The sequence below is a fragment of the Bacillus sp. GW821-FHT01G09 genome (genome assembly GCF_059422205.1).
Genome location: NZ_JBWKWL010000002.1, coordinates 1,003,638 through 1,016,366 on the forward strand (window position 1 = coordinate 1,003,638; position 12,729 = coordinate 1,016,366).

Sequence of the window (12,729 nt, forward strand, 5' to 3'; positions counted from 1 at the left end):
TGTCATGTGTGTCTTATTCAATGGAGATAGAGCAAATTGACAGGCTTTTAAACCTCCCAAAAACAAGAAATTAGGTTGATAGACAATCATGAGAAAGATTTTTACAATGAGTTCGTGCTCATAAGAAGTGGAGAGCCAAAATGATGCGAAGGAGGAAAAGATCAGATATGAAACGGTCAATCTCTATTTTTATTACGTGTTTATTGATTACGTTATTGACAATGGGCGGCATGATGGCTTCGCCGGCATCAGCAGCAGGGACAAAAACGCCAGTAGCCAAGAATGGCCAGCTTAGCATAAAAGGTACACAGCTCGTTAACCGAGACGGTAAAGCGGTACAGCTGAAGGGGATCAGTTCACACGGATTGCAATGGTATGGAGAATATGTCAATAAAGACAGCTTAAAATGGCTGAGGGACGATTGGGGTATCACCGTTTTCCGTGCAGCGATGTATACGGCAGATGGCGGTTATATTGACAACCCGTCCGTGAAAAATAAAGTAAAAGAAGCGGTTGAAGCGGCAAAAGAGCTTGGGATATATGTCATCATTGACTGGCATATCTTAAATGACGGTAATCCAAACCAAAATAAAGAGAAGGCAAAAGAATTCTTCAAGGAAATGTCAAGTCTTTACGGTAACACGCCAAACGTCATTTATGAAATTGCAAACGAACCAAACGGTGATGTGAACTGGAAGCGTGATATTAAACCGTATGCGGAAGAAGTGATTTCCGTTATCCGCAAAAATGATCCAGACAACATCATCATTGTCGGAACCGGTACATGGAGCCAGGATGTAAATGATGCTGCCGATGACCAGCTAAAAGATGCAAACGTTATGTACGCACTTCATTTTTATGCCGGCACACACGGCCAATTTTTACGGGATAAAGCAAACTATGCACTCAGCAAAGGAGCACCTGTTTTTGTGACAGAATGGGGAACAAGCGACGCGTCTGGCAATGGCGGTGTATTCCTGGACCAGTCGCGGGAATGGCTGAATTATCTCGACAGCAAGACCATCAGCTGGGTGAACTGGAATCTTTCTGATAAGCAGGAATCATCCTCAGCTTTAAAGCCGGGGGCATCTAAAACAGGCGGCTGGCGGTTGTCAGATTTATCTGCTTCAGGAACATTCGTTAGAGAAAACATTCTCGGCACCAAAGATTCGACGAGGGATATTCCTGAAACGCCAGCAAAAGATAAACCCACACAGGAAAACGGTATTTCTGTACAATACAGAGCAGGGGATGGGAGTATGAACAGCAACCAAATCCGTCCGCAGCTTCAAATAAAAAATAACGGCAATACCACGGTTGATTTAAAAGATGTCACTGCCCGTTACTGGTATAAAGCGAAAAACAAAGGCCAAAACTTTGACTGTGACTACGCGCAGATTGGATGCGGCAATGTGACACACAAGTTTGTGACGTTGCATAAGCCAAAGCAAGGTGCAGATACCTATCTGGAACTTGGATTTAAAAACGGAACGTTGGCACCGGGAGCAAGCACAGGGAATATTCAGCTTCGTCTTCACAATGATGACTGGAGCAATTATGAACAAAGCGGCGATTATTCCTTTTTCAAATCAAATACGTTTAAAACAACGAAAAAAATCACATTATATGATCAAGGAAAACTGATTTGGGGAACAGAACCAAATTAGTTAAGCTTTTTTGGCGGACATCAGTAACGATGTCCGTTTTTATCATCTAATAGGAGGTTTGCGTTGTGGATGAAATACTGAAACAGTATATGGTGCTGTACAAAAAAATGAGTAATATGATAAATGGTCCGGACTATCCAGGTAAGGAAAAAGACATCCAGCATCAAAAAGATCAGATCGAAGTTTACGAAAAACAGCTGCAGCAAGGATTTTCTACAGATTATGACTATGATGTGTTTGCTGATTCTGTTATCAAATGCGCATATGGCGATATGACGCTGGAGGATTTAGAAGCAGTTTATTATGGATTGACAACACCATTTTTTTGATTTGTCATTCAGCAGTAAAATTTCAAAATTTCAATTTCTGTCTCACTAACTTAAGTATACTTTGATATTGAGACAGAAATTTATTTATTTTAATTACTTCCTAGAATATATATTATGTAAACTAGGAAAGATGAAGATTAAACCTTTGCTGTTTTTATGTACATCCTTTCTTCTTCCTGTAATTCAGCAACAAAATAAAAAAGCGATTTCCCAATCGGAAAATCGCCAATTCAGACACTCTATTATTTATGTGTGTCTTTGTGCTCTTAACGATTTACAACAAATGTTGTCACGCTTTGAGCTGGAAGATGGGCCCAAAAATGATTGCCTGATACAGTGAGATTCGTTCCAGGTTGTAGATTGCTGCTGCTGCTCGTGATCCATCTAGATACGTTTGAAGCAGATCCATTCTGCAAAACAAAGTTTTGGTTGACTCCTGTGTTGCTTTTATTGATGGCAACAATAACGACCTTGTTGTCACCTTTATAGGCTGACACGTAAACGTTCGCATTAGGGTTTTTCGTTGCATCAATCCTTACATAGCCGGGACGCACAAACTTTGAGAAATGAGCCATATTGTAGCCGCGTTTGCTGATCGTGCCGTCTTCTTTCATAGGACCGTATGATCTTCGGATGTACCACCAAACATAAGCTTGAAAATCTCCCTCTACCATCGAACTGTGAATATGATGTGAAACATCCAATGCCTCAGGCCATCGATCCGCCGAGTTGTTATCACTGTTCGGATAGTATACTTCCGTCATCCAAAGATCCTTCCCTGCTCCTTTTTGTTTGAAAAGAGGATAAGGGAATTGGCTGACCTGAGTGCCGTACAGGTGAGTTCCGAGAATATCCATATTGCCAAGAGCCTGCGGATCGTTTAAAATTGGGTCCGACAAATTCTTCAAGTATTGAAATGACTCAGGCGCAATGACGCGGGCATTGATCGAGCCGGCGTTTTCTCTCATAAAGCGAAGTATTTCTTGCGGCGTCCACCACGTCCACTCGTGAGCGTAATCAGGCTCGTTTTGTACCGAAATCGCGTAAAGATTCACACCATTATTCTTCATGAAGGTAACAAAATCGTTAAGATGCTGCGCGTATGCTGCGTACTTGTTGTATTTCAGCCGTTTAGCCGATGTGTCACCATTACGATTAAAGGTCTCAACCATATCACTTGGAGGATTCCAAGGAGAAGCAAAAACGATTGCTCCATGTTTGACCGCACTCTTTGCAGTCTCCACCTCTTTATACCAATTATTTCGATTTTCATCTACATGAATTCTTAAGATTGAAAATCCTAACTGGTTCTGTCCATTGCCAAAAGCAGTTTCTCTTTGGGCTGCTGTAAGATCCCCAATCCAAGCCGGGTGATTCATCCCTCCAAAACCGCGAATCACTTGTTTCTCTGCAGATACATTAACTGTTACATCACTAGCTGCCAAAACTTCAGTAGCGCCTAGCCCTAACATGACTGGCAACATAGTGAAACATACTAATAATACACAAATTGTTTTTTTAATGCGTGGAATCATTTATTCCTCTCCTTCGTAATGTGTCTTTTACTGTATTAGAAAATCTGACCGGCATATCCATAATGGCGGGCTGCTCCGGTATGTTGGCCGGTGCATCAACCCGTCTGTTTTTAAACGGTCCCATTATCCGTGCTATCGTTGCGTAAACTGCCAGTAATCGAAATTAAGCAAGTTTCCTGTACCTGTTCCGGTAAATACAAAGAATACTTTGTGCACGCCGGTTGCCCCGCTTACCGCAGTTTCTATTTCCCTCCACGTTTGCGCTCCACCTGTTGAAGGTACATTTAGGGTTCCTACAAGTTTACCGTCTGCACTGTCGAGGCGCACTTCTATTTTCCCGCCTATAGTGGATGCTACATTTGCTTTAAATGTCCTGGCACCGCCCGCTCCGAAGTCTGCATTTCCTACAGCAATCCAGTCTCCATTTTGAATACTTGTTACATGCTGATTATTTACTGGCCCGCCGGGTGCTGTCGATTTCTCTGTCAAAATGCGTCCATTCCAAGCAAACGTTTCAGCTTCTACCCGGTTATATGGGTTTAAATTGGAAAACTGTGTTACACCTGCATAATTTGCCGCTACCTCTTGAATAGATCCATCTGCATTATGCACCAGCTTATTAATATGGGGAGAACGGTATCCTTTGCCGGCCCCGAACAAAGCGGAACTGACAGTTTGAGCATGGTACACTGCATACCACTCGTTTTTAAAATTGAAAACAGCATGATGGTTGTTTCCGCCGCCTCCGAAAAATGCACCCGGATTTTTCAGGAAATGCCCTCTATATGTAAAGGGGCCCATGGGACTTGAACTTGTCATGTAGCCGATCTCACCCGGGGGTTTATCGGCCGGATGCGTGCCGCCGAAATTGATGCAATAGGAATAGTAATATGTTCCGTTATACTTGTGCAATCCCGAATCTTCAAACATGAAAGGCGCATCAATTGTAGATGCACTTCCAACAACACTCGTCATATCAGGCCCTAATTTTATGACTCTAGCCGTTTTAGGATTGGCCCATTGTGCCTGCGTTGGATTTGAACCGCCAGGAACGCCTCCCCCGGCATACAGGTAACCGGTTCCGTCATCATCTACAAATACTGCCGGATCAAAAAGCCATACAACACCAGACATTCCTGGCGTACTTGGCGTTACGAGCGGTTTTCCGATTGGGTCGGTCCATGGACCAATCGGGCTGTCTGCGGTGAGAACTCCGATACCTCCGCCGCTGTTTGCGAAATAAAGGAAGAATTTATCCTTGCCATTGATTTTTTTAACTGCGATTGACGGTGCCCAGGATGCACCTGCCCATTTTGCAATTCCACGGCCTCCATTAGCTCCATTGGCACCTGCTACCGGAATGGCTCCGTGGTCTGTCCAGTTCACCATATCCGCTGAAGATATGACGAATACTCTATTCAAATTGGCAAATGAATTATCTTTAATTGTTCCGTTGCTATTATATTCATAGTCATCACTTGACATATAGATGTAGACTCTTCCGTTATAGGTCAGCGCAACCGGATCCGCTCCCAAATGATGGTCGATAAGCGGGTTTGAATTCCCTATATGTTTTGCAATTGTAGTACTAGTGGCAGCATACGCAGACTTCCCAGATAAGCAGCTCAATAATAAAACTAGAATCCATAAACATACGCTACACTTTTTCCTCATCACTTCACATCCTCCTTTTTCCTTAAAATGGGGGATTTTCTTTTTGATAACAACAGGTCATGAAGATCGCACGCATAAAGTAGCCGGAAGCTGTTTAGCAATGTTCCCAGTTCCTGTTCTGAAAGCTCATCTTCATGTGTTTCCATTCTCTCCTTCCTTCGAGGAGATCGCACCACTCCTTCAAAATTGTTCAAAAAAATTTCCCCATTCCTAGCGACCATTGTCCAGAAAATAAAAAGACAGGATTGTTCATGGCCTCCCACTAATCACATCGAACGTAGATTACATCATTATCCAAGATATCCCTTTATCTAACATCCTACATCATTAAAAAAATTGTGTATAGAAACTTTTGGAGGAGTTAGTGTTCGATTCTACAAAGGAACTGGATACATTTATTCATTGATAAGATGGGGCTAACACTCCGTTTATATTTTTATGTAAAGATAGTTTTCAGACACAAAAAAACAGCCGTCAATGCGGCTGTTTTTTCAAGAGTATAAGAACTATTGAGCGGTATACCCGCTTTTTCATGTTTTGTTCATATTTTATTAATTGTTTATTCAACACTGTCCGCTATAGTAATCCATATCAACAAATATGACTGCCACTCGCATCTTTTATGAAGGGAGGTTCGTTACGCTGAAAGAAAAAATAAAGACATTAGGCCGTTTTTGCACCGTAGGCGTCGGCAATACGCTGATAGATTTTGGTGTCTTCTTTCTTCTTACCGCTTGTCATGTCTCTTATCTGCCGGCGCAGATCTGCTCCTATACTGCAGGTATCGTCAACAGCTATGTGTGGAACCGGAATTGGACGTTTTGTGTGAAAGGTAAGGCTGACGGGAAAGAGATCGTGCGTTTTCTCATGATTAATATTGCCGCGTCGGGGATCACCTTTTTGCTGCTTTATTTGTTTCAAAATTGCGGCTGCTCGCTTTTGGTGAGTAAGCTCGCCGCCACTATCGGCGGAATGATGATGAATTTTATCGGAAACCGAATCTGGGTATTTGGAGATTCGCTGAAAAACATACAGGATCAGGAGTGAAGATGAATGAGAAAAAAAGTGAGAAAAGCGGTTATACCCGCAGCGGGTTTAGGAACGAGATTTCTGCCGGCGACAAAGGCGCAGCCTAAAGAAATGCTCCCAATCGTCGACAAACCAGCAATCCAATATATTGTAGAAGAGGCCGCAGAGTCAGGAATTGAAGATATACTGATTATTACAGGGAGAAACAAACGCTCGATTGAAGATCATTTTGATCGGTCGGCGGAATTGGAATTCAATCTCCGGGAAAAAGGCAAGACGGAGACACTTAAGGAAATGCAGCAGATTGCCGATTTGGCCAACATTCATTACATCCGCCAGAAAGAACCGCTCGGATTAGGCCATGCGGTGCTGTGTGCGGAGCATTTTATCGGAGATGAGCCTTTTGCCGTTCTCTTAGGTGATGATATTATGGTGTCTGAAACACCGGCTCTTCGGCAATTAATGGATGTATATGACGTTTATGGCACAGAGGTTGTCGGTGTACAGTCAGTTCTCCCTGAGGATGTCAGCAAATATGGTATTATAAATACATCAGGGTCTCAAGGGCATGTATACGAAGTGAACGATTTAGTGGAAAAGCCTTCTCCTGAAGAAGCACCTTCGGAAATCGCAGTAATGGGACGTTATGTGCTGAATTCTTCGATCTTCTCCGTTTTGAAGACAATTGGCAGAGGCGCGGGCAACGAAATTCAGCTGACAGATGCGCTTCGTGAGGTTTGCCGTAAGGAGCCGATCCACGCCCGGCTGCTGGAAGGAAATCGATATGACATTGGCGATAAGCTAGGCTGTTTTAAAGCGAGCACCGAAATCGGCTTAATGCGTTCCGAAATGAGATCTCAGCTTTTGGCCTATTTAGAAGATGTGATCAAACGGGAAACGAAAGAAATGCTGCGGTAAAAAAATTGTAACCATCTTGCTCGTCAATCAGTCATATAATAGTGAAAAAGATTAGGACAGGTTGTGAAGAATGTGGGCAGTTTGATAAGCGAAATTTTAACATGGCTGACGAACATGGGATATGCGGGTATTGCGATTGGGTTAATGATTGAAATCATTCCGAGTGAGATTGTATTAGCTTATGGCGGCTATATGGTATCGGAAGGCACGATTGGATTTATTGGCGCAATTATTGCGGGTGTTATCGGGGGTACCATTGCCCAGATCTTTATTTACTGGATCGGCCGCTATGGCGGCAGGCCATTTCTGGACAAATACGGGAAGTATTTATTGATTAAAAAGCATCATATCGACATGTCGGAAAACTGGTTTCAGAAATACGGCGCCGGAGTTGTCTTCTCGGCTCGTTTTATACCGGTTGTCAGACATGCCATATCCATTCCGGCAGGTATTGCCAGAATGCCTTTTCTCAAATTTGTGGTACTGACTGTGCTTGCTATCATTCCATGGTCTATTCTGTTTGTTTATTTAGGCATACAGCTAGGAAGCCAGTGGGATGATGTTGAGAATATAGCGGGCACTTATACAACACCGATTATGATATTGGCTGTTGTCGTGATAGCCCTTTATTTTGTGATTAAGAAACGTACAGCCATATTTAAACGATAGTTAGCGGATATGCATAGGGGTGACTGACGCTCCCCTATGCATATTTTTTTACTTCCGATGTTGATTTGCCAGCTTCAGATTCTCCGCTAAAAATGCGACAAACACTTCATCCCGCACGAGCGATGCGGCATAATTTCTCTTAATAAACCATTCTGCCTCTTCAAACGCTGCGAATGTTTCGTCTTGGGTTTCTCCGTTAATTTGAATATTCCATTCGTTGTCTAAAGGGAAAAGAAAAAATCTCATTTGTGCGCGATTTTCATATAATGATCCATTCGCAGATCCCTTTAGATTATAGATATTACGGAAGGCATCCGGCCGTACAGGATCAATACGGAAAGCTTCAGCTACAAACAACTCGTATACTTCATCGGTTATTGAACAGCCGGACGCTTTTGCATGCCCTCCGCCGCCATATCGGCCGGCGATTTCTGACACATCGATGTAATCATGAATGGTGCGGAGACTGACTCGTTTTGACCCCATGCTCAAAATCGCAATGTAATCGAGGTGCGGATTATCTTTCCCTAGCCTGTTCCCCAGCTCTGAATGGTACGATTCAGCGTGAACGATGCCTACACAGTGTTCGTGAACAAAGGTTTGTACCATTTCCCTTTTCTTTCTGCGGAGGTAGCGCTCGATTTTTTCGTCTTCTAAATCAAGCAGTTTTTCTTCAAAATCATCGAAGAAAAATTCGTCATGCGCGGAAAGGCGCTGGATCATTTTTGCTTCAAATTCATCGATTGACAGCAAAAAGAAAAGATCATTAAGCCGCTTCGCCTGTTTTTGATCGTACCGCTCCCACTCCCATGTATCGTATTGGCGGACGAGCTCTGTGAATTGATCTAAGGCATTTGTCGGTTTCATGAAGCCATTTTCAACGAGATAGCCATATAAAAGCGATGTCGCGGATGTGAGCCTTCCATCATCGTATTCCACCTGGACAAATCCCCATTCATGCTCATTCAAATGAAGGGCTGTTTTATGATGGTCTATGAGCTTCACTTTGCCCCCTGCATGAACATACTCATTCAATCTCTCTTCGTTTTCTTCATTGACGGCGAGATCGGTGATGAATAACGTGTCCTGTCTGTTGCTCTCCTTCGCTTTTTCTAAAAAGTACTGCACCTGTGCGTTTAAGCCGTTGACAGAGTTATACCGGACCTCTACGTCTTTTCCGAACGCCAATTTTGCTACGATTCCGCACCCTACTCCGTCCAAGTCGTTATGTGAATATAAATGATACATAATGTAGGCCCCTTTTTATGATAAACTGACAATTGCCGCTAGAGGTGCGGCAGCCTTTATTTACTATTCTAAAAAACCAAGCGTTTTATGCAAAGGTAATGAGTTGACATAATGTTGTTATTGTAAATATATAAAGGAGCGCTTTTTTTGCGCTCCTAAGTTCTTGCTTTTACACTGGATAAACCGGATGCTTTCGATTGGTAAATGTCATTTCCTTTGTCATGTATGCCTTGAGCCGTTTGGCCAGCTCATCACGCAGCGAATTGGCTGGGATAACAGCATCAATGATCATTTCTGAAGCCAGACGGTAGATATTGATGTCCTCTTTGTATTCCTCCCGTTTGCTGCTGATAAATGCGGCTCTCTCTTCTTCTGGCAGCTCGGCGATTTTTTTAGCGTAGACAGCGTTTACAGCTGCCTCAGGGCCCATGACGGCGATTTGGGCGGTTGGGAGCGCTAGACAGCAATCCGGTTCAAATGCCGGCCCTGCCATTGCATACAACCCCGCCCCGTAAGCTTTTCGGACAATGACAGAGAGTTTTGGAACAGTTGCCTCCGACATCGCAGAAATCATTTTTGCTCCGTGTCTGATAATCCCAGCCTGTTCTACTTTTGTGCCAATCATAAAACCGGGGATATCCGCTAAGAACAGCAATGGGATATGAAAAGCGTCACATAAGGTAATAAACTTAGCCGCTTTGTCTGCTGAATCGTGGAATAAGACGCCTCCTTTTACCTTCGGCTGGTTTGCAACAATGCCGACAGGCTGTCCTTGGATTCGTGCGAGGCCCGTCAATAATTCCGGTGCAAATAAGGCTTTGATCTCAAAAAATGAGTCTTCATCTATGACCCGCTCAATCAGCTCATACATATCAAAAGGCGCGTTTTGATTTTGCGGAATGACGTCGGCAAGCGGAGTGTCGAAGTGTTTTGGCGGGCGTTTCTCATGAATGGGCGCTTTTTCTTGAAAATTTGCCGGAAAGTAAGACAAATAAGCCCGCGCCAGCTGTATGGCTTCTTCTTCAGTCTCTGCAAGAATATCTCCGCAGCCGGAGATTGAGCAATGCATACGGGCGCCACCCATTTCTTCGAGAGACACTTTTTCTCCAATAACCATTTCCGCCATCCTTGGCGAGCCTAAATACATGGAGGCGTTACCGTCTACCATAACGACGATATCACAGAAGGCCGGAATATAAGCGCCTCCTGCCGCAGATGGTCCGAAAAGCAGACAGATTTGCGGAATGCGTCCCGATAATTTGACTTGATTGTAAAAAATTCTTCCTGCACCGCGTCTCCCTGGAAAGACATTGATTTGGTCGGTAATTCGGGCGCCTGCCGAATCGACTAAATAAATGAGCGGACAGTTTAATTTTTCGGCGGTTTCTTGAATTCTGATGATTTTTTCAACTGTTTTTGCTCCCCATGACCCCGCTTTCACTGTTGAATCATTCGCCATGACGCAAACGGTATGGCCGCCGATTTTGCCGATAGCGGTTACAACTCCGTCAGCGGGAAGCCCGTCTGACATACATTCCGCAAAAAAAGCGTCTTCTAGCTCAATGTCATCGTCAAAGAGAAGGGAAAGCCGCTCTCTGACAAAGAGCTTGCCTTTTTCCCGATTGCTTTGATGATACTTTTCCGCTCCGCCTTTTCGAATCCGTTCAGCCCGTTCTGTTCGTTCCTTTTCATAATCCATGAGCATTGCCTCCCTTTTATATTCCCTTGTATACGGCCCGTCTTTTTTCTTGAAAGGCCTGAAGCCCTTCTCTCCTGTCTTTTGTCGGGATGGTTTGTTCATACGCTTTTTGTTCAATCGCAAGACCTGTAGCGAGATCTGTCTCCAATCCTTTATTGATTGCAAATTTAGCCTGACGGACAGCGATCGGCCCGTTGGCAGAAATGGCTGCGGCCAGTTCCTCTGCTTTTGGCATAAGGTCATAAGGAGCCGTGACATGCTCTACAAGGCCGATTTCTTTTGCTTCGTGTGCGGTCACGCGTCTGCCTGTATAAATGAATTCTTTTGCTTTTCCTCTGCCAATCAGCCGGGGCAGCCTTTGGGTCCCTCCAGCGCCCGGGATAATAGCTAACCCTGTTTCCGGAAGTCCCAGCACAGCTGATTCAGTTGCGATTCGAAGGTCGCATGCCAATGTCAATTCTAGTCCGCCGCCTAATGCGCTTCCATTTATCGCAGCTATGACCGGCTGCGGCAAGGCATCAAGTAAAGCCGCCGTTCTTTGAATGAGAGATACACTTGCCAGAACCTGATCTTCTTTCAGTTTTATCCGTTCCTTCAGGTCTGCCCCTGCACAAAACGCTTTTTCACCGGTGCCTGTGAGGATGACACAGCGGATGTTTGAGTTGAATTCAATTTCCTGAAGAATCATTTGCAGGTTTCTAAGCATTTCCGCTGAAAGAGCATTTGCTGCCTGAGGCCTGTTTAAGGTGATCAACGCAATATGTTCATTTTTAACAGTAAAAAGAATAGAGTCTCCCATTGTATGCGTCCTCCCTTTTATCAAGATGATTTAAACACCTGTAAATTTCTGCTCGGCAGCGGTTTGCCCATTTTTTCTTCTATCCATTTGGCCGCAGATAGCAGTTTTTCGAGCTTTACATTTGTTTTGATATCCATCTGTTCAAGCATGTACACGATATCCTCAGTTGCGGCGTTTCCTGATGAACCTGGCGCATATGGGCATCCCCCAAGCCCGCCTGCCGAGCCGTCGAACACCGTGATGCCCATTTGGAGTGCTGTGACCATGTTGGCCAGAGCGGTTCCTCTCGTATCATGAAAATGCAGGGCAATTTGATTAGCCGGGAATCGTGCCAAAAGAGCTTCAAGTACAGTTTCCACTTGGGCGGGATTAGCCGCTCCAATCGTATCTCCAAGCGACAGTTCAGAAATTCCAAATTCAAATAGAGCTTCTGAAAGGCGAATGACTTGTTCAATGGGGACATCTTTTTCGTACGGACAGCCGAATACAGTCGAGAGGTAGGCTCTTGTTGTGAGGTTTGCTTTTTGTGCGTCGTTGTTTACTTGTTTGAGTATATGAAGGGACTCAGAAGTGGATTTATTGATGTTTTTTCTGTTGTGCGTCTCGCTGGCGGACATAAAAACGCAAGCTTCGTCAATGCCTCCTTCAAGCGCATTCTCCAGTCCTCTTTGATTCGGGACAAGTGCCGCGTACGTTACCCCTTTTTCACGGTTGATGCCCTTTGCTACGTCGATAGCATCTCGAAGCGCCGGAATCCATTTCGGGTGAACGAAGGATGTGATTTCAATATACGAAAGCCCTGTCCGGGAAAGCTGGTTGATCCAGGTTATTTTATCCTCTGTTGCGATCCATACGGGCTCGTTTTGTAAGCCGTCACGCGGGCCGACTTCTTTGATTGTCACTTTTTTAGGATATGACATGGTCTTCCTCCAAATTATTGAGTGGAATCGCTCAGTTCGAGCAGTACGTCTCCTTCATTTACAAAGTCGCCTTCATTTTTTTTGACTTCTTTTACGATTCCGCTTCTATCTGCAACGATCGGGATTTCCATTTTCATCGATTCCAAAATGGCTACCTCCTGGCCCTTTTCGATTTGGTCGCCGGCTTTGACGTGGACTTTCCACAGGTTTCCTGCCATTTGTATGCTAACCGTCATGACAAC

General features: G+C 44.2%; 12 protein-coding genes. 5 read left to right on the top strand and 7 right to left on the bottom strand.

Going from position 1 to position 12,729, the window contains the following annotated elements; all coding sequences use genetic code 11:
• The first annotated feature begins 167 nt into the window (after positions 1 to 167).
• Positions 168 to 1,667 (top strand): endo-1,4-beta-glucanase EglS, encoded by a 1,500-nt coding sequence (eglS, locus tag AC07VD_RS10390; protein WP_124059919.1) that lies wholly within the window; start codon positions 168 to 170, stop codon positions 1,665 to 1,667.
• Positions 1,668 to 1,732: 65 nt separating this feature from the next.
• Positions 1,733 to 1,996, top strand: a complete 264-nt coding sequence (locus AC07VD_RS10395; protein ID WP_003231535.1) for a YnfE family protein — start codon at positions 1,733 to 1,735, stop codon at positions 1,994 to 1,996.
• Positions 1,997 to 2,262: 266 nt separating this feature from the next.
• Here AC07VD_RS10395 and xynC read toward each other — a convergent pair whose 3' ends face one another.
• Both xynC and xynD read right to left on the bottom strand, forming a co-directional pair.
• Complete coding sequence (xynC, locus tag AC07VD_RS10400; protein ID WP_217017865.1) at positions 2,263 to 3,531, bottom strand: glucuronoarabinoxylan endo-1,4-beta-xylanase XynC; 1,269 nt, start codon at positions 3,529 to 3,531, stop codon at positions 2,263 to 2,265.
• Positions 3,532 to 3,663: 132 nt separating this feature from the next.
• On the bottom strand, positions 3,664 to 5,205 hold the full coding sequence (gene xynD, locus AC07VD_RS10405; RefSeq protein WP_217017867.1) for an alpha-L-arabinofuranosidase: 1,542 nt from the start codon (positions 5,203 to 5,205) through the stop codon (positions 3,664 to 3,666).
• A 600-nt stretch (positions 5,206 to 5,805) separates the two neighbouring features.
• Between xynD and AC07VD_RS10410 the strand changes: the two genes are divergently transcribed.
• From AC07VD_RS10410 to uptA, 3 genes are all read left to right on the top strand, one after another.
• Positions 5,806 to 6,252 (top strand): GtrA family protein, encoded by a 447-nt coding sequence (locus AC07VD_RS10410; protein WP_046381058.1) that lies wholly within the window; start codon positions 5,806 to 5,808, stop codon positions 6,250 to 6,252.
• Positions 6,253 to 6,258: 6 nt separating this feature from the next.
• Complete coding sequence (gene galU, locus AC07VD_RS10415; RefSeq protein ID WP_014479952.1) at positions 6,259 to 7,152, top strand: UTP--glucose-1-phosphate uridylyltransferase GalU; 894 nt, start codon at positions 6,259 to 6,261, stop codon at positions 7,150 to 7,152.
• A gap of 72 nt (positions 7,153 to 7,224) precedes the next feature.
• Complete coding sequence (gene uptA / locus AC07VD_RS10420) at positions 7,225 to 7,821, top strand: undecaprenyl phosphate transporter UptA (protein WP_003231529.1); 597 nt, start codon at positions 7,225 to 7,227, stop codon at positions 7,819 to 7,821.
• 48 nt (positions 7,822 to 7,869) lie between these two features.
• On the opposite strand, the gene nrnB is transcribed toward uptA, so the two are convergent.
• From nrnB to AC07VD_RS10445, 5 genes are all read right to left on the bottom strand, one after another.
• Positions 7,870 to 9,069 (bottom strand): oligoribonuclease NrnB, encoded by a 1,200-nt coding sequence (gene nrnB / locus AC07VD_RS10425; protein ID WP_021479781.1) that lies wholly within the window; start codon positions 9,067 to 9,069, stop codon positions 7,870 to 7,872.
• A gap of 169 nt (positions 9,070 to 9,238) precedes the next feature.
• Entirely contained in the window at positions 9,239 to 10,774 is a 1,536-nt protein-coding gene (locus tag AC07VD_RS10430) for an acyl-CoA carboxylase subunit beta (protein ID WP_348710365.1), read from the bottom strand.
• Between the two features lie 10 nt (positions 10,775 to 10,784).
• Positions 10,785 to 11,567 carry an enoyl-CoA hydratase gene (locus AC07VD_RS10435; RefSeq protein WP_494721735.1) on the bottom strand — a complete coding sequence of 261 codons (783 nt, stop codon included), beginning with the start codon at positions 11,565 to 11,567 and terminating at the stop codon, positions 10,785 to 10,787.
• A 20-nt stretch (positions 11,568 to 11,587) separates the two neighbouring features.
• On the bottom strand, positions 11,588 to 12,487 hold the full coding sequence (gene ldeG, locus AC07VD_RS10440) for a hydroxymethylglutaryl-CoA lyase (RefSeq protein ID WP_017696501.1): 900 nt from the start codon (positions 12,485 to 12,487) through the stop codon (positions 11,588 to 11,590).
• Positions 12,488 to 12,501: 14 nt separating this feature from the next.
• A complete protein-coding gene (locus tag AC07VD_RS10445) occupies positions 12,502 to 12,723 on the bottom strand; it encodes an acetyl-CoA carboxylase biotin carboxyl carrier protein subunit (protein WP_014476962.1) in 222 nt (73 codons plus the stop codon).
• Positions 12,724 to 12,729 lie beyond the last annotated feature (6 nt).